Origin of the sequence: Pseudomonas sp. B21-041, assembly GCF_024748675.1 — a bacterium.
GTDB classification, from domain to species: domain Bacteria; phylum Pseudomonadota; class Gammaproteobacteria; order Pseudomonadales; family Pseudomonadaceae; genus Aquipseudomonas; species Aquipseudomonas neuropathica.
In genome coordinates this window covers 5936560-5962991 of the sequence record NZ_CP087175.1, presented here as the reverse complement: position 1 = coordinate 5962991, position 26432 = coordinate 5936560, and the positions used below count along the sequence as shown (strand labels likewise).

The window sequence follows — 26432 nt, the reverse complement described above, 5'->3', positions numbered from 1 at the left end:
TCAGATTAGATCGTTCCCACACTCTGCGTGGGAATGCCTCAATGGACGCTCTGCGTCCGCTTTGGGACGCGGAGCGTCCCGGGCTGCATGCCCACGCGGAGCGTGGGAACGAGCGGTCACGGTTAGCCTGGGTCACGGAAGCCGGGATGGAAGTCTTTCGGCACGGCGACGCTGACGCTGTCACGCGTAGCGATGTCGATGCCTTCGCTGGCCACTTCGGCGAGGAAGTCGATCTGCTCCGGGGTGATCACGTACGGCGGCAGGAAATACACCACGCTACCGAGCGGGCGCAGCAACGCGCCACGTTCCAGCGCATGCTGGAACACTTTCAAACCGCGACGTTCCTGCCAAGGGTAGGCCTCTTTCGTGGCTTTATCCTTGACCATCTCGATGGCCAGGACCATGCCGGTCTGACGCACTTCGGAGACGTTCGGGTGATCGACCAGATGCGCCGTCGCCGAGGCCATGTGCTGGGCCAGGGCCTTGTTGTTCTCGATGACGTTGTCCTGCTCGAAGATATCCAGCGTCGCCAGTGCCGCCGCGCACGCCAGAGGGTTGCCGGTGTAGCTGTGCGAATGGAGGAAGGCGCGCAGGGTTGGATAGTCGTCGTAGAACGCGCTGTAGACCTCATCGGTGGTCAGGCACGCCGCCAACGGCAGATAGCCGCCGGTCAGCGCCTTCGACAAGCAGAGGAAGTCCGGACGAATACCGGCCTGCTCGCAGGCAAACATCGTCCCGGTGCGACCGAAGCCGACGGCGATTTCATCGAGGATCAGGTGCACGCCATAACGGTCGCAGGCCTCGCGCAGCAACGTCAGATACACCGGGTGATACATGCGCATGCCGCCGGCACCCTGAATCAACGGCTCGACGATCACTGCCGCGACGCTGTCATGGTTCTCGGCCAAGGTCTGTTCCATGGCCGCGAACATGTTGCGCGAATGTTCCTCCCAACTCATGCCTTCGGGGCGCCCGTAGCAATCCGGGCTCGGCACCTTGATGGTGTCCATCAACAGCGCTTTGTAGGTTTCGGTGAACAGCGGCACGTCACCGACCGCCATCGCTGCCATGGTTTCACCGTGGTAGCTGTTGGTCAGGGTGACGAAGCGCTTCTTGTTTGGTTGGCCGCGATTGAGCCAGTAGTGAAAGCTCATTTTCAGCGCGACTTCGATGCAGGACGAACCGTTATCGGCGTAGAACACCCGGTTCAAGCCTTCCGGGGTCATCTTCACCAGACGCTCGGACAGTTCGATCACCGGTTGATGGCTGAAGCCAGCCAGAATCACGTGCTCCAGCTGATCGACCTGATCCTTGATGCGCTGATTGATGCGCGGGTTGGCGTGGCCAAACACGTTGACCCACCACGAGCTGACGGCGTCGAGGTAGCGCTTGCCTTCGAAGTCTTCGAGCCAGACGCCTTCGCCGCGCTTGATCGGGATCAGCGGCAGCTGTTCGTGGTCTTTCATCTGGGTGCAGGGATGCCACAACACCGCGAGGTCGCGTTGCATCCACTGGTTATTCAGGCCCATTTACAGTCTCCTCGAGGCGGCTCGCGTCAGGCGCGGGCAAACAATCGCGCAAGCCTATGCAATGCGTCGCGCGGGGACAACCCATTGTGTCGATTGAGCTACTTTGTATGAGCCGATAGACGTCGCTGGCGGCGTTTTGATGGCTAACGTATTCTTCGCGGTTCTTTGGGTCGTCTGACCCGCAAAACTGCTTTTTCCTACGTGTATTTCCGGAGTTCGCTGAATGTCTGTCGGTTGGCTGCGCGCCTGTGCGCTGGTGATGTTGGGGCTGTTCAGCGTTACAGCGCTGGCCAAGGATAAAACTGCAATCGTGATCGGCGGCGGCCTGTCGGGCCTGACCGCCGCTTATGAGCTGCAAAACAAAGGCTGGCAGGTCACCCTGCTGGAAGCCAAACCGAGCCTGGGGGGGCGCTCGGGCATGGCCACCAGCGAGTGGATCGGCAACGACAAGACCCAGCCAGTGCTGAACAAGTACGTCTCGACGTTCAAGCTGGGCACCACGCCGGCGCCGGAATTCGTGCGTACCCCGGGCTACCTGATCGACGGCGAGTATTTCTCTGCCGCCGATCTGGCGACCAAGCAGCCGGCCACCGCCGATGCCTTGAAGCGCTACCAGAAAACCCTCGATGATCTGGCGCGTTCGATTGACGACCCGCAAAACCCGGCGGCAACCAGCACCCTGCACGCGCTGGACCAGATCACCGTATCGAGCTGGCTCGACAAGCAGAACCTGCCAGCCACTGCGCGCCAGTTGATCAACCAGGACATCCGCACTCACTACGACGAGCCTTCGCGTCTGTCGCTGCTGTACTTCGCGCAGCAGAACCGCGTGTATCGCGGCATCTCCGACCGTGACCTGCGCGCTTCGCGTCTGGTCGGCGGCAGCCAAGTGCTGGCGCAGGCGTTCGTCAAACAGATCAAAACCATCAAGACCAACTCGCCGGTGTCGGCGATCACTCAGGACAAGGACGGCGTGACCGTCAAGGTCGGCAGTGTTGGCTATCAGGCCGACTACGTTGTGCTGGCTGTGCCGCTGCGTGCATTGAACAAGATTGCCCTGACCCCGGCGCTGGACGCTCAGCATCTGGCGGCGATCAAGGGCACCAACTACGGCTGGCGCGACCAGATCATGCTGAAGTTCAAGACGCCGGTGTGGGAAAGCAAGGCGCGCATGTCCGGCGAGATCTACAGCAACACCGGTCTCGGCATGTTGTGGATCGAGCCAGCCCTGAAGGGCGGCGCCAACGTGGTGATCAACCTGTCCGGCGACAACGCTCGTGTGATGCAGGCGTTTGGCGACAAGCAAATGGTCGATCAGGTGCTGATTCGTCTGCACGCGTTTTATCCACAGGCCCGTGGTTCGTTCACCGGTTATGAAATCCGCCGCTACAGCACCGACCCGTCGATGGGCGGCGCGTACCTGGCTTACGGCCCGGGCCAGATCAGCAAGTTCTGGCGTCTGTGGGAGCGTCCGCTGCAACGCGTGACGTTCGCCGGCGAACACACCGACACCTTGTACCCGGGCACCCTGGAAGGCGCGCTGCGCACCGGTCAGCGGGCGGCGAGTCAGGTTGAAGATCTGGCGGCAGGCAAATCGTTTGAGCCAGCCAAAGTAGTGCCGGCTGCAGCAGCGGCGGGCGCGGCGGGTGCCGTGGCGGCGAAGAAGGGCAACTTCTTCAGCAACCTGTTCGGTGGTTCGGATGACGAGAAGAAGCCTGAGCCAGTGAAGGCGCCAGAGCCGGCTCCTGCTCCGGTCGCACCAGCGCCGACTCCGGCACCTGCGCCAGCTCCGGTGGAACCGCCGAAGCCTGCGGCACCAGTGAAAGCTGAACCGGCGAAGAAAGCAGCGGCCAAGCCAGCGGTGAAGAAACCAGCGGCTAAAACCGAGGCGAAAAAGCCTGCGGCGAAACCGGCAGCGAAGAAGGCTGAGCCGGCGAAGAAGCCAGCGGCCAAGCCGGCAGCCACCACTGAGACCAAGGCGCAGTAGGCCTTTGCTTCAATAAAAAAACGCGGCCACACGGGCCGCGTTTTTTTTTGCCAGAAGCGCGCACTTCGATCCTTCCCGGTGCAGTCTCAAGGCTTACCTTTGCGCAGGACACTTCCCACAAAACAATCGGAACGAAATGATAGCGGGTGCCTGAGCTCCAACTTTATGCTTGAAGAAATTGGAGTCGCTCGATGAAAAGACTTACTGTAATACTTCTGTTGATGACACTTTCCGGTTGTGCCAATGGGCGTTTCTTTCCAGGTGGATATAACGCAGAACTTGCGTATCAATGCAAGATTGATCCCTACAGTGCCGATTGCTTGCAGCCGCCGCCAGTTTTCACCAACTAATCAATCAAAAGAGCGTTGGCTTGTTAAAAGTCCCATTTATAGAACTCGGTGCCGTTCGGTAACTTTCTGAGCCAGCGCTGCTTGGGTTTTCGAATCCGCCCGGGGATAAAACCGAAGCGAGCCCAACGCAGGTTGCCGTTGCGCTGATCGTAAATGACCAGATTGCCATCGTCCTGCATCGTCAGGTAAGTGTTGTACCACAGCGACTTTTCGAGGCTGTGGGTACTTTCGGCAATCCATAGTCGCCGTCTGGAAGGGTCGAAGAGAAATCCGTTATTACTGACGACAAATTGTAGTGGTTCACGCATCTTCTTTGGATGCAGAGTTGCACTGTAAGGTTGATTGTTGTCGGCAATCCAGACTAATGCTTCACCTTCTTTTATCACCAGATTGCCATCGCTCTGCAATAACAACCGATATCGACCGTTCTCGGATTGCAGGTATTGGCCCGGAGACATTGTCTGGTTTGGTGGTAACTCGGAAGTGCCAATTGCTTGAAATGGGCTATAACGAAGCGCCATGTTTTTCACCTTTTCAATGAATGATTGAGTCATCATTTGATCAGGGGCAAGCGGCCAACTAGCGATACATAGTTATTAAATGAATTTTCTTTTTCTGCGAATTTTTTGTGATCACTGCCTGCTCCGCGGCGCGCCGGAGCAGAAGGAGAATCGCGCCCCGTGGTCCGAGCGCTGCGCGGTAGAATCGCCTTTAATCTTTCCTTAACACGCCACTTCCAGACTCTTGATCGTATTTCTCGATATTTCAAAGCAAAATTTTCCGCTTTAATTCGATAGATAACTCGCTAGTCTTGGTTCGCAGTTCTCACAGGATTTGGGCAATGCAGCTACGTAACTCTTCTTCGCGCTATGGTTGGGTCAGCATCTTCATGCACTGGGGTGTGGCGCTGGTGGTCTTCGGGCTGTTCGCGCTGGGCCTGTGGATGGTCGGGCTGGATTACTACAGCAGCTGGCGCAAAGAGGCGCCGGATCTGCACAAGAGTATCGGTCTGGTGCTGTTGGGTGTGATGGTGTTGCGGGTGCTGTGGCGCTTTATCAGCCCGCCGCCGCCGACGCTGCAAAGCTACAGCCGGATGACCCGCATCGGCGCCAAGTTCGGCCATGGGTTTCTGTATCTGGGGCTGTTCGCTGTGATGCTTGCCGGTTACCTGATTTCCACCGCAGACGGTGTCGGGATCCCGGTGTTTGGCCTGTTTGAAGTTCCTGCACTGGTTTCCGGGCTACCGGATCAGGCAGATACCGCTGGGGTGATTCATCTCTGGCTCGCGTGGGCACTGGTAATTTTTTCCGGCCTCCATGCGTTGGCAGCATTGAAGCACCACTTTATCGATCGTGATGCGACCCTGACGCGAATGCTCGGTCGCAAAGCCTGAAATTCAACCTCGACTCAAAGGAAAAGAAAGCATGTTGAAAAAGACTCTGGCCGCTCTGGCAATCGGTTCTGCACTGCTCTCGGCCCAGGCCATGGCAGCGGACTACAAAATCGACAAGGAAGGTCAGCACGCCTTCGTTGACTGGAAAATCAGCCATCTGGGCTACAGCTTCATTCACGGTACTTTCAAAGATTTCGACGGTACGTTCTCGTGGGATTCGGCCAAGCCTGAAGCCAGCAAGATCTCGGTTGATGTGAAAACCGCCAGCCTGTGGTCGAACCACGCTGAACGTGACAAGCACATCGCCAGCAAAGACTTCCTCGACGTTGGCAAATTTGCTGATGCCAAGTTCGTCTCCACCGCCGTTAAATCGACCGGTGAAAAGACTGCTGACGTGACTGGCGACCTGACCCTGCACGGTGTGACCAAGCCTGTGACCTTCAAGGCTACGTTCAACGGCGAAGGCAAGGATCCATGGGGCGGCGAACGCGCTGGCTTCAACGCCAAGACCACCCTCAACCTGAACGATTTCGGGATCAAGGGCCCAGGTCCTACCTCGCAAACCGCAGATCTGGACATCTCGCTGGAAGGCGTGAAAGTTAAATAACTTTCGCTCTGCCACACAAAAACGCCCCCCGTCGAAAGGCTGGGGGCGTTTTTTATTGCCTACGACACATAAGCATCCCCTGTGGGAGCGAGCCTGCTCGCGAAGGCGGCGGGTCAGTCAGCAATGATGTTGGCGAATGACCGCTTTCGCGAGCAGGCTCGCTCCCACAGGGGATATGCGGTGATTCAGGGGTATTTGTGGCGGCATAAAAAAATGCCCCGGCTCTTGCGAGACGGGGCATTTTTATGGCGGCGTTAACTCAGCGATTGCGGGTCAGCAATGCTGGTTTTTCGCCACGCGGGCGGCTTGGCAGTTGATCGAGCTGCTCAGGCGTCGGGAAGCGGTCGGCTTTCGATTCCTTGTGCATGATCTTCGGGCCGTTGCTGCGCGGGTTCTGCACGGCTGGTTCGCTACGTGGCTGATCGTCACGGGCCGGACGGCGGTTGCGCGACGACGAGGCGGAATCGTCGCGACGACCCGACTGACCATCACGCGGTGCGCCGTTGCGCGGGCCGCTGCGCTTGGCTGGCGGGGTGCCGGTGCTCGAACCGTTGCTGTTGCGCGGACCGTTCTGACGACCCTGCGACTGACCGCCACGTGGTGCGCCCGAACCTGCGCCTGCACCTTGAGCCGGTGCGCCTGGACGACGGCCACGGCCGCCGGCAGGGGCTGGTTTTGGTACGTAATCAACGCGGTTACCGAAGTTATCGATATCGTCGTCGAGGAACTCGTCCGGTGCACGATCAGCCGCCGCACGTGGCGGTTGGCTCGGGCGCTGTTCGCGGGCAGGGGTGCCTTCGCGCGGTTTTTGCTGACGGGCAGGGCGCTCGCCACGTTCACCGGCCGTTTTTTCCTTGCCCTTGTCTTTGCCTTTGTCTTTACGACCGCCGCCACCGCCGCCGCCATTCGGGCCGTCGCCGCGTGGGCCACGTGGATTGCGCGGGTTACGCACGTCCGGACGCTCACGCACTTCCGGCTTCTCGGCTTCAATGGTGCTCGAATCGAAGCCCATCAGGTCGCCGTCGGCGATTTTCTGCTTGGTCATGCGTTCGATGCTTTTCAGCAGTTTCTCTTCGTCCGGGGCAACCAGCGAGATCGCCTCGCCCGAACGACCGGCACGGCCGGTACGGCCGATACGGTGCACGTAGTCTTCATCGACGTTCGGCAGTTCGAAGTTGACCACGTGTGGCAACTGATCGATGTCCAGACCGCGTGCGGCGATGTCGGTCGCAACCAGAATGCGTACCTGGCTGGCCTTGAAGTCGGCCAGCGCTTTGGTGCGCGCGTTCTGGCTCTTGTTACCGTGGATCGCTACAGCCGGCAGGCCGTGCTTGTCCAGGTACTCGGCCAGACGGTTGGCGCCGTGCTTGGTGCGGGTGAAGACCAGCACCTGTTCCCACGCGCCGGCGGTGATCAGGTGTGCCAGCAGCGCACGCTTGTGGCTGGCCGGCAGACGGAATACGCGTTGTTCGATGCGCTCGACCGTGGTGTTCGGCGGCGTCACTTCGATGCGTTCCGGGTTGTGCAGCAGCTTGCCGGCGAGGTCGGTGATGTCTTTGGAGAAGGTTGCCGAGAACAGCAGGTTCTGACGCTTGGACGGCAGGCGCGCGAGGACTTTCTTCACGTCGTGCACGAAACCCATGTCGAGCATGCGGTCGGCTTCGTCGAGGACGAGGATTTCCACGTGGGACAGGTCAACGCTGCCCTGGCCGCAGAGGTCGAGCAAGCGACCCGGGCAGGCAACGAGTACGTCGACGCCGCGGGACATGGCCTGAACCTGTGGGTTCATGCCGACGCCGCCGAAGATGCAGGCGCTGACGAATTTCAGGTCACGGGCGTAGATCTTGAAGCTCTCGTGAACCTGGGCCGCGAGTTCGCGGGTCGGGGTCAGGACCAGTACGCGCGGTTGGCGCGGGCCATGACGCTGGGATTTGTCCGGGTGACCGTTGGGGAACAACCGCTCCAGGATCGGAAGGGCGAAACCGCCGGTTTTACCGGTACCTGTCTGTGCCGCAACCATCAGGTCGCGACCTTGCAACACGGCGGGAATGGCCCGCTGTTGCACCGGAGTAGGCTCGGTATAGCCCGCATCTTCGATGGCGCGGACTAAAGCCTCGGAGAGACCGAGGGAAGCAAAGGACATGAGTAATCCTGTTTTAGTTAGGGCTTGGCCCAATGGGAGTCTTGCCTGGCGCGAATGGCGTTTAAGAGGACGCAATCCCGTCCGGTCCTGCTGCGGTTCCGAAGGCACGTCTGGAGTGCTCGCGCGGGCTGCAAAGCTGCGCTGTAGCGGGTCGAGAGGCCTGTTACGGTTCCGGGCGTCCGGGCGTGAGCCTGGCGGGAACGCCGGAGTATAACAGAGCAATCACTGCGCGCTGCTTTCCTGCTGCTCAACGGTTTTACCGCTGGCCGTGGCATTGCCCAGCGGCGCAGCCATGGCGGGAGCCGCGCCGTAGCGTGCGCTCAGCTCGGCGTAAGCCGGTTCGCGCTTGAATCGCTTGAGCTCGGCGCCAAATCGCTGCACCAGCAAATCCATGCCGGCATTGCGTCTAACCGCGAGAAACTGGCTCTGGCGGCTAATGACAGTGGGGTTTTCGGTGATCTGATCGCGAATATTCAGCTCATCGAGCAAGTGCTGACCGACACGGCGATCGGTGATCAGCAAGTCGATGCGACCGCGCACCAGTTTGCCGAAGTTGGCTTCGTGGGTCGGTGCCGGTTCACGGGTAAACAGTGTTGATTCGCTGAAATCGGGGCTGTACAGATAACCCGGCGAGGTGCCTATGGTCAGGCCTTTGAGTTCCTCGAGTTTGCTGAACGGGTGTGGCCGGTCGTTGGCGTAGAACAGGACGAACTCGACGTCCGACAGCGGCTCGCTCGGGTAAAGCAGGGTCGCGTCGCGCTCGTCGCTGTGAAAAATGTCCAGCGCGCCATCGGCCTGACCGGTCTCAAGCATCGACAGGCAGCGCTTCCACGGCAAGAACTGCCATTCGACTTCGATGCCCAGACGTTTGAAGACAATGGCCGTGGTTTCGTAATCCAGCCCGAGGTTTTTACCGTTCTCTTCGTAGACATAGGGCGCCCACGGCTCGGTGACAATACGCAACTTCTCGCCTCGAGCGGCGAAGCTCAGGCAAGCAAAAACCAGCACGGCGAATAACTGCGTGATCAAAGGCATGGCTTGAGATTACGACGAGAAACGCGAAAGAGCCAGAAAGTGCCTGCACAAGCTCTGTTTCGGGCCTTTAAAAGCAAAAGATCGCAACTGCGACACCCCCTGTAGGAGCTGCCGAAGGCTGCGATCTTTTGATCTTTCTATGATGCTTAACGCGGCAACTTCAGGTTATTCCAGATCGCCAGACTAGGCTCAGCCTGGTTCATGGAATAGAAGTGCAGACCCGGCGCGCCACCTTGCAGCAGGCGTTCGCACATCTCGCTGACAACTTGCTCACCAAAGCGCTGAATGCTTTGCGTGTCATCGCCGTAGGCTTCCAGTTGCTTGCGGATCCAGCGCGGGATTTCCGCACCGCAGGCATCAGAGAAGCGCGCGAGTTTGCTGTAGTTGGTGATCGGCATGATCCCCGGAACGATCGGCAGATCCACACCCTGCGCCTGCAAACGGTCGACGAAGTAGAAGTAGCTGTCGGCGTTGAAGAAGTACTGGGTGATGGCGCTGTCGGCGCCGGCACGGGCCTTGCGGATGAAATTGGCCAGATCGTCTTCGTAGTTGCGCGCTTGCGGATGCATCTCCGGGTAAGCGGCAACTTCGATGTGGAAATGATCACCGGTTTCTTCACGAATGAATTCAACCAGTTCATTGGCGTGACGCAGCTCACCGCTGGTCATGCCCATGCCGGATGGCAGGTCGCCACGCAGGGCGACGATACGCTTGATGCCGGCAGCCTTGTACTCGTTCAGCAGGCCGCGCAGGTCGTCCTTGCTGTCGCCGACGCACGACAGGTGCGGTGCGGCCGGTACTTTGACTTCGCTTTCCAGTTGCAGAACGGTGTTGAGGGTGCGATCACGTGTCGAACCACCAGCGCCATAGGTGCAGGAGAAGAAATCGGGATTGTACGTTGCCAACTGACGGGCAACGTTGAGCAGCTTTTCATGCCCAGCATCGGTCTTGGTCGGGAAGAACTCGAAGCTGTAGCGACGGTCTTGGGACATGGTCATACCCTTGGAAACAAGAACCTTCGAGGCGCTGCAATCCCGTGTGGGAGCGAGCCTGCTCGCGAAAGCGCTGGGTCGGACAACACGGATGTTGAACGTTGAGACGCCTTCGCGAGCAGGCTCGCTCCCACAGGGAGAGCGAGCAAGCGCCTGTTAGTAGCGGTAAGCGTGCGGCTTGAACGGGCCTTCGACGGTCACGCCGATGTAGTCAGCCTGTTGCTTGGTCAGTTGCGTGACCACGCCGCCGAAGCCGCGAACCATTTCCAGGGCCACTTCTTCGTCAAGTTTCTTCGGCAGTACTTCAACGGTCAGACGCTCGGCTTTCTGGGCTGGCGACAGGTCGGCGTACTTCTGGCCGAACAGGAAGATCTGCGCCAGCACCTGGTTGGCGAACGAACCGTCCATGATGCGGCTTGGGTGGCCAGTGGCGTTACCCAGGTTGACCAGACGGCCTTCGGCCAGCAGGATCAGGTAGTCGTCGTTCTGCGCGTCGAAAGCACCAGCGCCGGTACGGTGGATCTTGTGTACCTGCGGCTTCACTTCTTCCCATGCCCAGTTCTTGCGCATGAAAGCGGTGTCGATTTCGTTGTCGAAGTGACCGATGTTGCAGACAACAGCGCGCTTCTTCAGGGCTTTGAGCATGTTCGCGTCGCAAACATTGACGTTACCGGTGGTGGTCACGATCAGGTCGATCTTGCCCAGCAGCGCTTTGTCGATGCTCGCTTCGGAACCGTCGTTGATACCGTCGATGAACGGCGAAACCAGTTCGAAACCGTCCATGCATGCTTGCATGGCGCAGATCGGGTCAACTTCGGAGACTTTAACGATCATGCCTTCCTGACGCAGCGACTGAGCCGAACCCTTGCCCACGTCACCGTAACCGATGACCAGCGCTTGCTTGCCGGACAGCAGGTGGTCGGTACCACGCTTGATCGCGTCGTTCAGGCTGTGACGGCAGCCGTACTTGTTGTCGTTCTTGGACTTGGTCACCGAGTCGTTGACGTTGATGGCCGGGATTTTCAGCTCGCCCTTGGCCAGCATGTCCAGCAGACGGTGTACGCCGGTGGTGGTTTCTTCGGTCACGCCGTGAACACGATCCAGTACTTGTGGGTACTTGTCGTGCAGCAGCTGAGTCAGGTCGCCGCCGTCGTCGAGGATCATGTTGGCGTCCCATGGCTGGCCATCCTTCAGGATGGTCTGCTCCAGGCACCACTCGTACTCTTCTTCAGTTTCGCCTTTCCAGGCGAAAACCGGGATACCGGCAGCAGCGATAGCGGCAGCAGCCTGATCCTGAGTCGAGAAAATGTTGCACGACGACCAGCGTACTTCGGCACCCAGGGCAACCAGGGTTTCGATCAGCACGGCAGTCTGAATGGTCATGTGGATGCAGCCGAGGATCTTGGCGCCTTTCAACGGCTGTTCGCCGGAGTACTTGCGACGCAGACCCATCAGGGCCGGCATTTCCGATTCGGCGATGATGGTTTCGCGACGGCCCCAGGCAGCCAGGGACATGTCGGCAACTTTGTAATCGTTAAAATCTGCAGGCGTGATAACAGCGCTCATGAAGAGCCTCCATTCGTAATGTATGCGAATGGGCGCCGTTGTGCGTTTAGTGTCCGGCCTGAGCCAGTCAACGCCCCATCCGAGCCTGACAGGTTGAACCTGCTGCAGCGCCCCTCGGACAGGTGGCGGGAAAACGGTAGCAAGTGAACGTTACCGTTTTGAAACGGGGGCGATTATAGCTGTCTAGACTGATCTTCCAAAGGGTTTCTGTCGGCCAGATGAAGATCGTTAATGGCGACCATAGTCGTAGCTGCATGGAGCCTGACCGCTCAGTCTGCCAAGATACCGTCCATCGTTCGGTAAGACACTCAGGAGTGAAGATGAATTTCCACACCCGCAAATGGGTAAAACCCGAAGACCTCAACCCCAACGGCACCCTGTTCGGTGGCAGCCTGTTGCGCTGGATCGACGAAGAAGCGGCGATTTACGCGATCGTCCAGTTGGGCAATCAGCGCGTGGTGACCAAGTACATTTCCGAAATCAACTTCGTCAGCGCCTCGCGCCAGGGCGACATCATCGAACTGGGCATCACTGCCACCGAGTTCGGCCGCACCTCGATCACCCTGACCTGCGAAGTGCGCAACAAAATCACCCGCAAGAGTATTCTGACGGTTGAGAAGATGGTTTTCGTGAATCTGGGCGAAGACGGCTTGCCCGCACCGCACGGGCGCACTGAAATCAAATATGTGAAAGATCAGTTCCAGGAAGATGAGTTAGTTACCAAGTGACATCGGCGGCGCTTTCTTCGCGAGCAGGCTCGCTCCCACAAGGATCACGCTGTACCTGTGGGAGCGAGCCTGCTCGCGAAAGCGGTTGTTCAGTCAGCGAAGAATCATCTGCCCACTGAACAGCCATGAACCGCCGGGGTCGTAGGTAAACACCACCCCCACGGTTCCCACGCCATGACCACTCCCACCGACGGCAAGACCCCCGACCTCTCGGCCAAAGAACAGCACGAAGTCGAGAAAAACCAGCCGCCCCGCGCGGCTGTCCTGCACGAAATCATCCGCAGCCAAGGCGATCAGGAACTGGAGCGCAGTATCGCCGCACTCTGGTGGTCGGCGCTGGCGGCCGGGTTGACCATGGGCCTGTCACTGATGGGCATGGGCCTGCTCAACTCGCGCCTGCCCGACGGTGACGAATTCAAGGTGATCGCCAGTTTCGGCTACTGCGCGGGTTTTCTCGCAGTGATCCTCGCCCGCCAGCAACTGTTCACCGAAAACACCTTGACCGCCGTATTGCCGGTCATGACCAAGCCGACCCTGCAAAATTTCGGCCGGTTGATCCGCCTGTGGACAGTGGTTTTGGTCGGTAATCTGTGCGGGACGATTCTGGTCGCGTACGTGATGCTCGAATTGCCGATCTTCGACACCAAAACCGATCAAGCTTTCCTCGAAATCGGTCGCAAGGTCATGGAAAACCACGCCAGCCAGATGTTCGCCAAGGGCATCGTTTCCGGCTGGATGATCGCCACCATGGTCTGGATGATCCCGTCCATGGAGAGCGCGAAGATGTGGATCATCATCCTTATCACCTACCTGATGGCGCTCGGCGACTTCACTCACATCGTGGTGGGTTCGGCGGAGGTCTCGTATCTGGTGTTCGCCGGCGAATTGCCGTGGAGTGATTTCTGGGCGGTATTCGCAGGCCCCACGCTGGCGGGGAATATCATTGGCGGCAGCTTTATCTTTGCGCTGATCAGCCATGCGCAGATCCGCAGCGAGAGCGGCGCGCCGAAGGAAACGGCGGATCAGGCCGGGAAACCTGATCCGCAGGAGATCAAAAAATGATCAGTGGTGAGCGGCTTCGCTGATGGTCACGGGCTCGTTGCGAGTTGCGTACTTGACCAGTTTGCCGATGGTCAGGCCCTGCAACAGGATCGACGACAGCACCACGATATAGGTGATGCTCAGCAGCAGATCGCGCTCCGGACCCAGCGGCAGGGCCAGGGCCAGTGCCACCGAAACACCGCCGCGCAAACCGCCCCAGGTCAGAATCCGGATGGTGCCGGCCGGCACCGTCCGCCAACGGCGCAGCAGCAGAATCGCCGGGGCCACAGTGAGCAGGCGCGACAGCAGAATCGCCACCGCCAACAAACCTGCCGCGGCCATGTGCAACCAGTTGAATGGCAGCAGCAACAGCTCCATGCCGATCAACGCGAACAGCAGCGCGTTGAGCATGTCATCGAGCAATTCCCAGAAACCGTCCAGATAACGACGGGTCATGTCATTCATCGCCAGATTGCGCCCGACATTGCCGATGATCAGACCGGCGACCACCATCGCAATCGGCGCTGAAACGTGAATCTCGGTAGACATCGCCGAACCACCAATGACCAGCGCCAGCGTCAGCATCACGGTGATTTGATGCTGCTCGACGCTTTTGATCATTCGATAAACCAGATAACCGATCAGGCCGCCAAACAGCACGCCGCCAATTGCTTCGTGAACGAACAACATCGCGGTGGCGCTGATGGTCGGGGTTTCGCCGAGTTGGGCGATGCCCAGCAACACGGTGAACACCACCACGGCCGTGCCGTCGTTGAACAGCGACTCGCCGACGATGGTGGTTTTCAGCGGTTTCGAGGCATTGGCGGTACGCAGCACGCCGAGCACCGCAATCGGGTCGGTCGGCGAAATCAGCGCGCCGAACAACAGGCAATACAGGAAACTCACGTGCCAGCCGAACAGGGCGAAAATGTAATAGGCGAGACTGCCGATCACCGTGGTGGCAATCAACACGCCGAAGGTCGCCAGCAGGCCGATGGGCCAGCGGTAGCTGCGCAAATCATTGAGGTTGACGTGCAGGGCGCCGGCGAACAGCAGGAACGAGAGCATCCAGTTCATCAGCAGATCGCCGAAGTCGATCTGGCCAATCAGTTGCTGCACGCGTTCTTCGAGACCGGGGTAACCGAGCACGCTCAGGCCTTGCAGGATCAGCGAGAACAGTAGCGCGGTGACCATCACGCCGATGGTCGGCGGCAGGCCGATGAAGCGGAAATTGACGAAGGTGAGGAGGGTGGTGAGGCAGATGAAAGCGGCGACAAGTTCAAGCATCCGGGGTCCTTTGGATGAGGGGTGAGTGGAGCGCGCCCGATGCTTGGGCGCAGGGGTTTGATGGGCTGAGAGCGACAGAGGGCACAAGCTTCCCTCACCCCAGCCCTCTCCCGGAGGGAGAGGGAGCCGACCTTATTGTCTTGCGGCATGCATCGACCTGAATAACCGAGTCGATTATGGATTCGGCAATGCGCGTTCAGGTCGGCGTACTTCTGAAGCATCCCCCGGCAGTCCCCTCTCCCTCTGGGAGAGGGTTAGGGTGAGGGCTAGCCGGACACATTGACCGCAGCCGCTTCGCGACGTTGCAGATAGATGAAAAACAGCGCCGTCAGCACCGTCAATACACCGACCAGCGCCCCCGTCCACGGCAAGTCCGCCAGATCCGCGCCACTGGCCACCACCAGCCCGCCGATCCACGCACCCGCTGCGTTGCCAAGGTTGAATGCACTCTGGTTCAACGTCGAGCCCAGGTTCGGTGCTTCATGCGCCTGATCGATGATCAGCAGTTGCAGAATCGGGCATAGCGCAAAAGCGAAAATCCCCCACAGCACCAGCGTGATTGCCGCTGGTACCACCGAGCGACTGGTCTGACTGAACGCCGCCAGAATCACCACCACCGCCAAGGCCACACCAACCAGCGACGGCAACAAACGGCTATCCGCCAGGCGCCCGCCGAGCATGCTGCCACCGGTCAAGCCGACGCCGAACAACAGCAACATCACCGTCACGCCATGCGGGCTGACGCCGGTGATGTCCTGCAGGATCGGCGCGATGTAAGTGAACACACTGAACAGACTGGTCGACGCGAGCACACTCATGCCTAGAGCCAGCAACACGTTGACCTTACCCAGTACCTTGAATTCGCTGGCGAGGTTGGCCTTGTCCATGGGGATGTGTTTTGGCAGCCACAACCATTGCGCGAGCGCCGCAATCACACCAATCACCGACACCGCCCAGAACGTCGAGCGCCAGCCGGCATACTGTCCGAGCGCCGTGCCCAGCGGCACGCCGAGAACGTTGGCCAAGGTCAGGCCGGTGAACATCATTGCAATCGCCTGCGCGCGTTTGTTCGGTGCGACCAGCCCGGCGGCAACCACCGAGCCAATGCCGAAGAACGCGCCGTGGCACAGCGCGGTGACCACGCGAGCGGCCATCAGCGTCGCGTAGTTCGGCGCGAGTGCGCAGAGCACGTTGCCAAGGATGAACATCAGCGTCATTCCCAACAGCGTCGCTTTGCGCGGCATGTTCGCGGTGCCGATCGCCAGGATCGGGGCGCCGAACACCACGCCCAGGGCGTAGCCGGTAATCAGCAGGCCCGCATGGGGAATGCTCACGGAGAGGTCCCGGGCGACGTCGGGCAGCAGGCCCATGATGACGAATTCGGTGGTGCCGATGCCGAACGCGGCAACAGCGAGTGCAAGCAAGGCGAGTGGCATGCGCAAGGTCTCTGTCGGTAGTCTTGACGCTTTGATCAGGCATACGCAGGCCGACGACCGCTTTCGAATGAGAGCAGGGCAGGCAGGAATTGTTGGTATTTTTCTGTGCGCAACTGAGTGCGGCGTGGTCGCTTGCAGTATAAACAGCTGCTGACACATCGCGAATCAATAATCTGACTAATTGGCTCGCTAACAACAACAAGGAGTGGAATGTGCTGGCGACAGCTTTGGTATTGATGGCGGCGCTGTTGCATGCGACGTGGAATACGTTAATCAAGTTCAGCGCCGAACGGTTGCTGGTGGTGGCGTGCATGGACAGCGTGGCGCTGCTGGTCGTCGCCATCGCGTTACCATTCGTGAGCCTGCCGCCCATGGAAATCTGGCCATGGATTCTGGCGTCGGCAGCGTTTGAATTGCTGTATCGCTACCTGCTGATTCAGGCGTATCGGGTCGGCGATCTCGGGTTGGTCTATCCACTGATGCGCGGCTTGTCGCCATTGGTGGTGTTGGCGTTGACCCTGATCTTCGCCGGAGAGGTGCTCACCACCCAGCAGATATTCGGCATCATGCTGATTCCGTTGGGCATGGTTTGCCTGCTGTGGCAGGGTGGCGGTGGCAAGCATTTGCCATGGTCGATGTTGCCGGTGGTGGCGCTGATCGGCCTGTGTATCGGTTGCTACACCTACATCGATGGCCAGGCGTTGCGGCGCTGGTCCCATCCTTTGGATTATCTGGTCTGGGTCACGCTGCTCAGCGCCTGGCCGTTTCCGCTGTTGGCATGGGTCGCCAAGCGTCCGGCGTTCATGTTGTTCTGGCGTGAGCAATGGAAGCTGGGGTTGGCGGTGGGCTTCTGCGTATTGGCCAGCTACGCTCTGGTGCTGTGGGCGATGCAGTTGGGTTCGATTGCGGAAGCGGCGGCATTGCGCGAGATCAGCGTAATTCTGGTGGTGCTGTTCGGTATGCGCTACCTCAAAGAACCTTTTGGCCGGCCGCGGCTCTTAGCCTGTGGGCTGGTACTGATCGGCATGCTGGTAATGAAGTTCTGACTGCTCGCGAACTCTATAACTCGAAAAAGGACGGCGTTATGACGGTGGCTCTGTGGTGTGTGTTGATTGCGATTTTTCTGCCGTATATCTGCACCGGCGTGGCGAAAGCCGTGGGCGGCTACCGGCTGAGTGATAACCACGATCCGCGCGACTTTCTCGAAAGTCTCAACGGCGTGGCGAGGCGTGCGCATGCCGCGCAGATGAACAGCTTTGAAGTGACGCCGGCATTTGCGGCGGCAGTGATTGTTGCGCACCTGGTTGGGACGGCGGAACTGGTAACGGTCAATGTGCTGGCGGTGCTGTTTATCACCAGTCGCCTGCTTTACATCATTTGCTACCTGGCGGACTGGGCGATCTTGCGCTCGCTGGTGTGGTTTGTGGGGATGGGGTTGATTGCTTCGTTCTTCTTTGTGTCTGTTTGATTATCGGTGTTGCTGATGGCCTCATCGCGAGCAGACTCACTCCTAAATTAGGAATGCGTTCCCCTGTAGGAGTGAGCCTGCTCGCGATAGCTATCTGATTACCTCAGCAGATTCCAAGGGTTACTTCTTCTCTGTATCAGCCACCTGCGGCACTTGCGGCAGCGCTGCGCCTTTGGGCCAAAGCATCCAGATCTGCCCCTGCTGTTTCATGTCCCCGGCCAGTTGTCCGGCCGCATCACCGGTGCCCCAGAACAGATCCGCCCGCACTTCGCCAGCAATCGCACCTCCGGTATCTTGTGCCGCCACCGGGCGAACCAGTGCCGTGCCATCCGGTTTTGTCGTCGACAGCCACAGCAGGCTGCCCAACGGAATCACCTTGCGATCCACTGCCGCGCTATAACCGGCAGTCAACGGCACGTTCAGCGAACCGCGCGGGCCTTCATTGCTGTCCGGGTTGCGCGTGAAGAACACGTAGCTCGGGTTGCTGCCCAGCAGTTCCGGAATGCGCGAAGGATTGGCCTTGGCCCAGTTGCTGATCGCGCTCATGGTCACGTCTTCTTTCTTCAGCTCGCCTTGCTCGACCAGCCAGCGCCCGATTGGGCGATACGGATGGCCGTTCTGATCGGCGTACGCGATGCGCAACTGTTTGCCGTCATCGGTCTGAATTCGCCCGGAACCCTGGATCTGCAGGAATTGCAGATTCATCGGGTCGGTCAGGTAGGCAACCACCGGGGCTTTTACACCTTTGGATTCAATAGTGGCGGCATCGTCGTAAGGCTTGAGCACGCGACCTTCGAGGCGGCCGCGCAAGCGTTTGCCTTTCAGCTCCGGGTAAATGCTGTCCAGCGAGACAATGATCATGTCTTCGGGCACGCCGTACACCGGCACATTGGCCGTGTCGGTGGGCGTCAGGCTGCCGGGGTAGACCGGTTCGTAGTAACCGGTGATCAAACCGTTGGGGTTGTCGTTTTCAGCGCGCAGGCCGTAAACGTCGAGGTTTTGCTTAAGGAAAGCGCGAATCTCGCCAGCACTTTGCGGTACGTTGGCCGCAGCGGCGCAGGTGGAGCCCCATACGGCATCAGCTTTGAGTCGGGTGCAGGCGCTACGCCACGAACCGAAACCGGCGACCAGATCGCTATCGGATACTGCCGGCAGTGCTTCCCAGGTGGCGCTGGAATAAGTGGCCAGTGCGTGGGTTTTTGGTTTGGCGCTATCACCGCCGGTGCAGCCAGCGAGAATCGCCATTAGAGGCAGGGATGCGATCAGCGGGTGACGCCAGGCCTTGAAAGGGCTGTTCATGGAGTAATTCCTGTGCCGGTTGACCGAGTGCTCCATGCGCTCGAACAACCCGTATTTTTAATAGGGCTATTGGTGTTTGGCGGTGACGCGAGGATACTGGCCGCCGAATTCCGTGACCTGAAGCCACCATGACTCTTAAAAGCATTTCTGTTGTATTGCTGGCCTGTCTGACCTTGTCCGCCTGTGGCGGTGTCGATCCGAATTCTCCACTGGGCCAGCGCAAGGCCATTTTCAAACAGATGCTCAAGACTGGTGAAGACCTCGGCGGTATGTTGCGTGGACGCATCCCGTTCGACGGGCCGAAGTTCGCCGAAGGCGCGGTCAAACTCAATGCGTTGTCCCATGAGCCGTGGAAGCATTTCCCGCAGGTTCGCGAAGAAGATCACACCAGCGCCAAGGACGATGTCTGGCAGAAGCAGGCGAAGTTTCAGGAAATGGCCCGCACTCTCGAAGCTGCCACCGGTGAATTGGTGATTGCCAGTCAGATTCAACCGTACAAGGCCAGCAACCTCGGGCCTGCGGTGCAGAAAGTCGAAGATGCCTGCAGCGCTTGTCATAAACAGTTTCGCGATCATTGATATTTAAAAGATCGCAGCCTGCGGCAGCTCCTACCCTGATCAATATAGGAGCTGCCGCAGGCTGCGATCTATTGATTTTTACTTATCGATTTCGTCCAGCGCGTCCTGAAGTTCTTTGCGCGATTCGGCGAGTTTGTCTTTGCGCTTGTTGATCTTCTCTGGATCGCCTTTCTTCATCGCCTTGTCGAGATCAGCCTGGCGCTTGCTCACTTCGTGCTTGGCGTCGAGCACCTTGTTTTCGCGTTCTTTCTTCAGGCCCGCGTCGGTGCAGTGTTCGGTCACCTCACGCAGGGCAGTTTCCAGGCCTGCCTGCTGATCAGCGTTGCCGCGCGACTTGGCCTGTTCGATCTGGTTCATGATGCCTTGCTTCTTGGCCGCGCAACCGGTCAGGCCCGGGGCGTCTTCGTCGGCCATGACAGGGGTGGCCATCACGCCACAAAGGGTCAGCATGGCGAGCGGTGCGAGAAATTTCATAAAAGCTCCATGTGCAAAGGCAATCGGGTCGGGGCGGCACTGCGCTGTTGGAGCGCCTCGGTGGTGGTTGGGTTCCCGGGGTACCGGGATTGCGTGCTCAGAAACCGTCGATGCCGGCGGTCCGCAAGGTATCGCTCAAGGCTAACACCTGCGGGTCGCGGAAGAAGGCGCTCAATTGCGCTGCGCGACCGGGGCCGATACCGGGTTCTGCCTGCCATTGTTCGGTGTCTCGTTGTGCCAGCGCCTGCCATGAATCAGGCAGTTGTGCCTGACCGGTTGGCGGCAAGCCCAAGGCTTTGAGCCATTGAGTGAACGGTCGCTGGCGGGCGCTGTGAAAGCTGTTCATCAGGCGTTCGCTGCTGCGCTCGCCAAAGCCGGCAATGTTAGCAAGCTCCGGTGCGTCGAGGGTCAACCAATCCAGCAGGTTGTTCACGCGGCGTGTTTCGAGAAGTTTCTCCCAAGTGCCACGACCGACATGTTGCAGCGCCAGCCCTTGTTTGCCACTGAGCCAGGTCAGGCGAGCGAGAAACTGGCTTTCGCAGCCGGGCGAGGGTTGCCAGCAACTCAATGCGTGGAAGTCGTCGGCGTTGGGGATGTTGAGGTCTGGGCGTTCGGCGGCGCGCAGCACCACGCTGTCGAGCCGTGGAATGGTCAGGCCGGCGAGGCTGATTGCCACTTGGTCGCCGGGGCGGATATCCAGGTCTTGCCAGCGTTTGAAGGAACTGGCGCTGACCCGTTTGATTTCCCGGTCATCGAGCATGACGGGTTTGAGTTCGAGTACTGGCGTGATGCGCCCGGTGCGCCCGATCTTGAAGTTGACCTTGCGCACTTCGGCCAGCGCTTGAGCAAAAGGATACTTCCACGCAACTGCCCAATACGGAGCGCGAGCCTGCCAGCGTTCGGCGCGTGGTCGTTGGCTCTGGCGCAGTACCACGCCGTCAGTGGCAAAGGGCAGGGGTGAGCGATACCAGTGATCGCGCCATTTCTGTGCTGCAGCAAAGTCGGCGACAGGATGACTGTACGGTTCAATCGTGGCGAAACCCAGCGTCGCCAACGTGGCGATTCGCTCGGGCAATTGCGCTGGGCCTTGTGGCCAGTCCCAGACGAACAGTCCGATACCGGCGGCTTGCGCGGCATCCAGGGTTTTGCGTCCCATCAGTCCCGCGACGGTGGAGCGAGCGTTAACGCTGCCGGATCGAGCTTGCACGTGCTCGTTCAAGCGCCAATAGAGTTCGCCCTGCACCAGCATATCCAGCGGTTGTGTCAGGTGTTGAGGAATGGCGCCGATCTTCTGTGCTGATGGCGTCCAGTCTTGCCCGCGAACCCCGTCACCGCGACTGATGACCTGTTGCAAAACGCCCGCGCGATAAATCAGCGTTACTGCGACGCCGTCGATCTTGGGTTGTATCCAGACATCCTTGCGATCATGTAGCCAGGCCTCCACGGCCTCATCTTTGTGGATTTTATCCAGGCCGGTATGGGCGATGGGGTGCGCGTTTGAGCCTGAAACTGTGTGCAAAGGATCGGGTGGCGAGGGCACTTTGAAACACGCTCGCCAATCGTTCAGTTGCGCAAGGGATTGGTCGTAGAGTTCGTCGGCAATCAGTGAGCGGCCTTCGCGGTGGTAGGCGTCGTCCCATTGATTGATCTGGTTTTGCAGGGCGGTGATTTCGCGTTGGGCGTGTGCAGCGGGCCAGTTTGGGCAGGTGGCTTGCGCGCTGAATGTTGCGGGCATCAGCAGGAAAATAAATAACAGGCGCAGCGTGGCAAGCATCGTGAGCGTCCTTGCTCAAGGGGAATGCTTGAAGGTTAGGCGAAGATATTTACTCCGCCGGAAGGGTGTTTTACGGCTTGTTTCTGGGCCGTGAAAACAGCCCCTCACCCTAACCCTCTCCCGGGGGGAGAGGGGACTGACCGAGTGGTTTGTTGGATATGCATCGACCTGAGCGTTCTGAGTTGAACTCCCGGTTTCAGGCATGAAAAAGCCCCGCACGGGGCGAACCGTGCGGGGCTTTTTTGTACCGCCAGGGAGTCTTACAGACCAGCAGCAGAACGCAGGGCGTCGGCGCGGTCGGTTTTTTCCCAGGTGAACGTGGTGAAGGTGTCTTCGCCAACGGTCTTGGTCTCTGGCGCGCGACCGAAGTGGCCGTACGCTGCAGTTTCCTGGTACATCGGGTGCAGCAGATCGAGCATGGTGGTGATTGCGTATGGACGCAGGTCGAACACTTCACGCACCAGTTTGATGATCTTGTCATCGCTGATCTTGCCGGTGCCGAAGGTGTTCAGCGAGATCGAGGTAGGCTGAGCCACGCCGATCGCGTAGGAAACCTGAATCTCGCAACGCTCGGCCAGGCCGGCCGCGACGATGTTCTTGGCCACGTAACGGCCAGCGTAGGCCGCCGAACGGTCAACCTTCGATGGATCTTTACCGGAGAATGCGCCGCCGCCGTGACGGGCCATGCCGCCGTAGCTGTCGACGATGATCTTGCGACCGGTCAGACCGCAGTCACCTACCGGGCCGCCAATGATGAACTGGCCGGTCGGGTTGATGTGGAACTGGGTGTCTTTGCTCAGCAGTTCGGCAGGCAGCACGTGCTTGACGATCAGCTCCATCACGCCTTCGCGCAGGTCTTTGTACGACACTTCAGGGTTGTGCTGGGTCGACAGAACAACGGCGTCGATACCGACAACCTTGCCGCCTTCGTAACGGCAAGTCACTTGCGACTTGGCGTCCGGGCGCAGCCAAGGCAGCAGACCCGATTTACGGGCTTCGGCCTGGCGCTGCACCAACTGGTGCGAGAAGGTGATCGGCGCTGGCATCAGCACTTCGGTTTCGTTGCTGGCGTAGCCGAACATCAGGCCCTGGTCGCCGGCGCCCTGATCTTCAGGCTTGGCACGGTCAACACCCTGGTTGATGTCTGGGGACTGCTTGCCAATGATGTTCATCACGCCGCAAGTCGCGCCGTCGAAGCCGACTTCGGAACTGGTGTAACCGATGTCGCAGATGACGTCACGGACGATCTGCTCCAGGTCGACCCAGGCGCTGGTGGTCACTTCACCGGCAACGATGGCCACGCCGGTCTTGACCAGGGTTTCCACGGCAACGCGTGCGTGTTTGTCCTGGGCAATAATGGCGTCCAGCACCGCATCGGAAATCTGGTCGGCGATTTTGTCCGGATGTCCTTCGGACACGGACTCGGAGGTGAAGAGGGAGTATTCGCTCATCTCGATGTTTTCCTGAATTTACCGATGGTGAGTGTCGCCAGCCGGTCGCTGAAAATGGCGGACCTGGATCTGGAAACCATTACGTAAGCCTACATAGAGGCTTTCCCCGGGAACGAGTCCCGCAGCGGTGGCCCAACGGGCCAAATCGTCCTGTTCAAACCCCAACCACAGATCACCGCAGGCCTCCCTGGCCCAACTCTGGTTGTGGCTACATAACTCTGTCACGAGCAGGCTACCGCCCGGTTGCAGCAGGTCGGCCATGTGCTTGAGCGCATCGGCCGGCGCGGCGAAATGGTGCAACACCATGTTCAACACTACGCAATCGGCCGTAAGGCTGGTGCCGTTCAATGCATCGGCCAATTGCAGGCTGACGTTAGCCAGCTGTTCACGTTCACATACCTGACGCGCCAGTTCGAGCATCGCCGGGCTGTTGTCCAGCGCGGTTACGGTGCCGAAGCGGCGGGCCAGTTCCGGCAGAAAAGCACCATCGCCGGGGCCGACTTCAATGGCCGTGGCAGCACCATTGAAGTTCAGTTTGTCGAGCAGGGCCAGCACGCTTTCGCGGTACTGCGGCAGGCCTGCGATCAAGTCTTGCTGGGCACGGAATTTCTCCGCCACCCGGGTGAAAAAGTCCTGACTGGCCGCGGCACGCTGGCCGTGAACCTGTTCGATGCGCGCCTGCACGTCGTCAGGCAGATCCAGGTTGTCGACTTCTTCTAACAGTGCCGCGTGCAGCTTGCCACCGAGCAGTTCGGTGTGGGGCAGGGCGCGGCGATAGAAAATCGCGTTGCCTTCACGGCGGGTTGCTACCAGATCAGCCTGTGCCAGTACCTTGAGGTGGTGGCTCATGCCGGACTGGCCAATGCCGAAAATCTGCGCCAGTTCCAGAACACCGAACGAATCGTTGGCCAATGCGCGCAGGACATTCAGCCGCAACGGATCGCCGCCGGCCTTGCACAGGGCCGCCAGCTCGTCGCAATCGTCATGGCGAATGGAAGGCACGCGTAAGTTCATAGGGCTGGCAGTCTAGAGAGGGGGGCAATTCATCGCAAGGGCAATATCAAAAAGTTTTGATATTGCTCGATAAATGGCACTTCTCACCAGGCGGTTAACTCTACAAACGAGTAGCGGAAAGGTTTCACCAACAGAAAGCGCCGCTATCCATTGGAAAAACGCCCCCCGATGACTATCTGTCATTGCCCCGAGGCGCCCCGGTGAGGGAAAATGCCCTCCTTTTTTCCGTTTCAATCTATTCACACCCAGGAGATCAGCGATGCCTAGCCGTCGTGAGCGTGCCAACGCCATTCGTGCCCTCAGCATGGATGCCGTGCAAAAAGCCAACAGCGGCCATCCCGGTGCCCCTATGGGTATGGCAGATATCGCCGAAGTGCTTTGGCGCGACTACCTCAAGCACAACCCGAGCAATCCATCGTTCGCCGACCGTGACCGCTTCGTGCTGTCCAACGGCCACGGCTCGATGTTGATCTACTCGCTGCTGCACCTGACCGGTTACGACCTGTCGATCGAAGACCTCAAACAGTTCCGTCAACTGCACAGCCGCACCCCGGGCCACCCGGAATTCGGCTACACCCCGGGCGTTGAAACCACCACCGGCCCATTGGGTCAGGGTCTGGCCAACGCCGTCGGTTTCGCTCTGGCAGAAAAAGTCCTGGCAGCGCAGTTCAACCGTCCAAACCACAACATCGTTGACCACCACACCTACGTGTTCCTGGGTGATGGCTGCATGATGGAAGGCATTTCCCACGAAGTCGCTTCCCTGGCCGGTACGCTGGGTCTGGGCAAACTGATCGCTTTCTACGATGACAACGGCATTTCAATCGACGGCGAAGTCGAAGGCTGGTTCACCGATGACACGCCGAAGCGTTTCGAAGCCTACAACTGGCAAGTGATCCGCAACGTTGACGGTCACGACCCGGAAGAGATCAAGACCGCCATCGAAACCGCGCGCAAGAGCCCGCTGCCGACGCTGATCTGCTGCAAGACCACCATCGGTTTCGGCTCGCCGAACAAGCAGGGCAAAGAAGACTGCCACGGCGCCCCACTGGGTGACGCAGAAATTGCCCTGACCCGTCAGGCGCTGAACTGGAACCACGGCCCGTTCGAAATCCCGGCCGACATCTATGCCGAGTGGGATGCCAAGGAAAAAGGTCGCGCGGCCGAAGCCGAGTGGGATCAGCGTTTCGCTGCCTACTCCGCTGCATTCCCGACCGAAGCCAACGAACTGGTACGTCGTCTGAGCGGTGAGCTGCCAGCTGACTTCTCCGAAAAAGCTTCGGCTTACATCGCTGAAGTTGCGGCCAAAGGCGAAACCATCGCCAGCCGTAAAGCCAGCCAGAACACCCTGAACGCGTTCGGCCCATTGCTGCCGGAACTGCTCGGCGGTTCGGCTGACCTGGCCGGTTCCAACCTGACCCTGTGGAAAGGTTGCAAGGGCGTCAGCGCTGAAGATGCCAGCGGCAACTACATGTACTACGGCGTGCGCGAATTCGGCATGACCGCGATCATGAACGGCGTGACCCTGCACGGCGGTCTGGTGCCTTACGGCGCGACCTTCCTGATGTTCATGGAATACGCCCGCAACGCCGTGCGCATGTCCGCGCTGATGAAGAAACAAGTCATCCACGTCTACACCCACGACTCCATCGGTCTGGGCGAAGACGGCCCGACGCACCAGCCGATCGAACAACTGACCAGCCTGCGTACCACACCGAACCTCGACACCTGGCGTCCAGCCGATGCCGTTGAATCGGCCGTGGCCTGGAAAAATGCGCTGGAGCGCAAGGACGGCCCATCGGCGCTGATCTTCTCGCGTCAGAACCTGCAACACCAGGAGCGCGATGCCGGCCAGATTGCCGACATCAGCCGTGGCGGTTACGTGCTGAAGGACTGCGCAGGCGAGCCTGAGCTGATCCTGATCGCCACCGGTTCGGAAGTCGGTCTGGCGGTTCAGGCTTTCGACAAGCTGACCGAGCAGGGCCGCAAAGTGCGCGTGGTTTCGATGCCTTGCACCAGCGTGTTCGATGCTCAGGACGCGGGCTATAAGCAAGCCGTGCTGCCGTTGCAGGTGAGCGCGCGTATCGCGATCGAAGCGGCACACGCCGACTTCTGGTTCAAGTACGTGGGTCTGGAAGGTCGCGTGATTGGCATGACCACTTACGGCGAATCGGCTCCAGCTTCGGCCCTGTTCGAAGAGTTCGGCTTCACCCTGGAAAACATCCTCGGTCAGGCTGAAGAGCTGCTGGAAGACTAAGGCACAGCGCGGTGGCCTCAGGG

At 59.4% G+C, this 26432-nt stretch carries 22 protein-coding genes and 1 riboswitch; of the genes, 9 read left to right on the top strand and 13 right to left on the bottom strand.

Annotation, left to right across the window (positions count from 1 at the left end; translation table 11 throughout):
- Window positions 1–122: 122 nt before the first annotated feature.
- Entirely contained in the window at window positions 123–1529 is a 1407-nt protein-coding gene (locus LOY43_RS26590) for an adenosylmethionine--8-amino-7-oxononanoate transaminase (RefSeq protein WP_095049484.1), read from the bottom strand.
- Window positions 1530–1752: 223 nt separating this feature from the next.
- Between LOY43_RS26590 and LOY43_RS26585 the strand changes: the two genes are divergently transcribed.
- The gene (locus tag LOY43_RS26585; protein WP_095049485.1) at window positions 1753–3516 is read left to right on the top strand and encodes a flavin monoamine oxidase family protein; all 1764 of its coding nucleotides are present in this window, start codon (window positions 1753–1755) and stop codon (window positions 3514–3516) included.
- Between the two features lie 373 nt (window positions 3517–3889).
- Here LOY43_RS26585 and LOY43_RS26580 read toward each other — a convergent pair whose 3' ends face one another.
- Window positions 3890–4387, bottom strand: coding sequence for a hypothetical protein (locus LOY43_RS26580; RefSeq protein ID WP_258708930.1), 498 nt, complete (start codon window positions 4385–4387; stop codon window positions 3890–3892).
- Window positions 4388–4707: 320 nt separating this feature from the next.
- On the opposite strand from LOY43_RS26580, the gene LOY43_RS26575 reads away from it, so the two are divergent.
- Entirely contained in the window at window positions 4708–5259 is a 552-nt protein-coding gene (locus tag LOY43_RS26575; RefSeq protein ID WP_095049486.1) for a cytochrome b, read from the top strand.
- A gap of 31 nt (window positions 5260–5290) precedes the next feature.
- The gene (locus LOY43_RS26570; RefSeq protein WP_007913714.1) at window positions 5291–5866 is read left to right on the top strand and encodes a YceI family protein; all 576 of its coding nucleotides are present in this window, start codon (window positions 5291–5293) and stop codon (window positions 5864–5866) included.
- Window positions 5867–6125: 259 nt separating this feature from the next.
- Here the strand turns inward: LOY43_RS26570 and LOY43_RS26565 are convergent, their stop codons facing one another.
- The 4 genes from LOY43_RS26565 to ahcY all read right to left on the bottom strand — a co-directional run bounded on the left by LOY43_RS26565 (window position 6126) and on the right by ahcY (window position 11602).
- On the bottom strand, window positions 6126–8009 hold the full coding sequence (locus LOY43_RS26565; protein ID WP_258708929.1) for a DEAD/DEAH box helicase: 1884 nt from the start codon (window positions 8007–8009) through the stop codon (window positions 6126–6128).
- A gap of 222 nt (window positions 8010–8231) precedes the next feature.
- On the bottom strand, window positions 8232–9044 hold the full coding sequence (locus tag LOY43_RS26560; RefSeq protein ID WP_194935197.1) for an ABC transporter substrate-binding protein: 813 nt from the start codon (window positions 9042–9044) through the stop codon (window positions 8232–8234).
- 146 nt (window positions 9045–9190) lie between these two features.
- The gene (gene metF / locus LOY43_RS26555; RefSeq protein ID WP_095049506.1) at window positions 9191–10036 is read right to left on the bottom strand and encodes a methylenetetrahydrofolate reductase [NAD(P)H]; all 846 of its coding nucleotides are present in this window, start codon (window positions 10034–10036) and stop codon (window positions 9191–9193) included.
- Window positions 10037–10192: 156 nt separating this feature from the next.
- Window positions 10193–11602, bottom strand: a complete 1410-nt coding sequence (ahcY, locus tag LOY43_RS26550) for an adenosylhomocysteinase (RefSeq protein WP_008083099.1) — start codon at window positions 11600–11602, stop codon at window positions 10193–10195.
- A gap of 23 nt (window positions 11603–11625) precedes the next feature.
- Window positions 11626–11724, bottom strand: a riboswitch (S-adenosyl-L-homocysteine riboswitch).
- 198 nt (window positions 11725–11922) lie between these two features.
- On the opposite strand from ahcY, the gene LOY43_RS26545 reads away from it, so the two are divergent.
- Window positions 11923–12330, top strand: a complete 408-nt coding sequence (locus LOY43_RS26545) for an acyl-CoA thioesterase (RefSeq protein ID WP_016984776.1) — start codon at window positions 11923–11925, stop codon at window positions 12328–12330.
- A gap of 174 nt (window positions 12331–12504) precedes the next feature.
- The gene (locus tag LOY43_RS26540; RefSeq protein WP_095049489.1) at window positions 12505–13392 is read left to right on the top strand and encodes a formate/nitrite transporter family protein; all 888 of its coding nucleotides are present in this window, start codon (window positions 12505–12507) and stop codon (window positions 13390–13392) included.
- Here the strand turns inward: LOY43_RS26540 and LOY43_RS26535 are convergent, their stop codons facing one another.
- Both LOY43_RS26535 and LOY43_RS26530 read right to left on the bottom strand, forming a co-directional pair.
- Window positions 13393–14658 carry a sodium:proton antiporter gene (locus LOY43_RS26535; protein WP_093429858.1) on the bottom strand — a complete coding sequence of 422 codons (1266 nt, stop codon included), beginning with the start codon at window positions 14656–14658 and terminating at the stop codon, window positions 13393–13395.
- 266 nt (window positions 14659–14924) lie between these two features.
- Window positions 14925–16094: an MFS transporter gene (locus tag LOY43_RS26530; RefSeq protein ID WP_095049491.1), complete on the bottom strand. Its 1170-nt coding sequence runs from the start codon at window positions 16092–16094 to the stop codon at window positions 14925–14927.
- Between the two features lie 212 nt (window positions 16095–16306).
- On the opposite strand from LOY43_RS26530, the gene LOY43_RS26525 reads away from it, so the two are divergent.
- Together LOY43_RS26525 and LOY43_RS26520 are read left to right on the top strand one after the other, a co-directional pair.
- Window positions 16307–17140 (top strand): EamA family transporter, encoded by an 834-nt coding sequence (locus LOY43_RS26525; protein WP_258708928.1) that lies wholly within the window; start codon window positions 16307–16309, stop codon window positions 17138–17140.
- Between the two features lie 38 nt (window positions 17141–17178).
- The gene (locus LOY43_RS26520) at window positions 17179–17562 is read left to right on the top strand and encodes an MAPEG family protein (RefSeq protein ID WP_008081053.1); all 384 of its coding nucleotides are present in this window, start codon (window positions 17179–17181) and stop codon (window positions 17560–17562) included.
- Between the two features lie 120 nt (window positions 17563–17682).
- On the opposite strand, the gene LOY43_RS26515 is transcribed toward LOY43_RS26520, so the two are convergent.
- On the bottom strand, window positions 17683–18861 hold the full coding sequence (locus LOY43_RS26515; RefSeq protein WP_095049493.1) for a murein transglycosylase A: 1179 nt from the start codon (window positions 18859–18861) through the stop codon (window positions 17683–17685).
- A gap of 128 nt (window positions 18862–18989) precedes the next feature.
- Between LOY43_RS26515 and LOY43_RS26510 the strand changes: the two genes are divergently transcribed.
- Window positions 18990–19439: a cytochrome c gene (locus tag LOY43_RS26510; protein ID WP_095049494.1), complete on the top strand. Its 450-nt coding sequence runs from the start codon at window positions 18990–18992 to the stop codon at window positions 19437–19439.
- 78 nt (window positions 19440–19517) lie between these two features.
- Here LOY43_RS26510 and LOY43_RS26505 read toward each other — a convergent pair whose 3' ends face one another.
- The 4 genes from LOY43_RS26505 to LOY43_RS26490 all read right to left on the bottom strand — a co-directional run bounded on the left by LOY43_RS26505 (window position 19518) and on the right by LOY43_RS26490 (window position 24152).
- On the bottom strand, window positions 19518–19913 hold the full coding sequence (locus LOY43_RS26505; protein ID WP_095049495.1) for a DUF1090 domain-containing protein: 396 nt from the start codon (window positions 19911–19913) through the stop codon (window positions 19518–19520).
- Between the two features lie 97 nt (window positions 19914–20010).
- Window positions 20011–21687, bottom strand: coding sequence for an NAD-dependent DNA ligase LigB (ligB, locus tag LOY43_RS26500; protein WP_095049496.1), 1677 nt, complete (start codon window positions 21685–21687; stop codon window positions 20011–20013).
- Window positions 21688–21947: 260 nt separating this feature from the next.
- On the bottom strand, window positions 21948–23138 hold the full coding sequence (metK, locus tag LOY43_RS26495; RefSeq protein WP_095049497.1) for a methionine adenosyltransferase: 1191 nt from the start codon (window positions 23136–23138) through the stop codon (window positions 21948–21950).
- Between the two features lie 18 nt (window positions 23139–23156).
- Window positions 23157–24152, bottom strand: a complete 996-nt coding sequence (locus LOY43_RS26490) for a metalloregulator ArsR/SmtB family transcription factor (protein WP_258708927.1) — start codon at window positions 24150–24152, stop codon at window positions 23157–23159.
- A 259-nt stretch (window positions 24153–24411) separates the two neighbouring features.
- Here LOY43_RS26490 and tkt point away from each other — a divergent pair, with 259 nt between their 5' ends.
- Window positions 24412–26409, top strand: a complete 1998-nt coding sequence (gene tkt / locus LOY43_RS26485) for a transketolase (RefSeq protein ID WP_093429867.1) — start codon at window positions 24412–24414, stop codon at window positions 26407–26409.
- Window positions 26410–26432 lie beyond the last annotated feature (23 nt).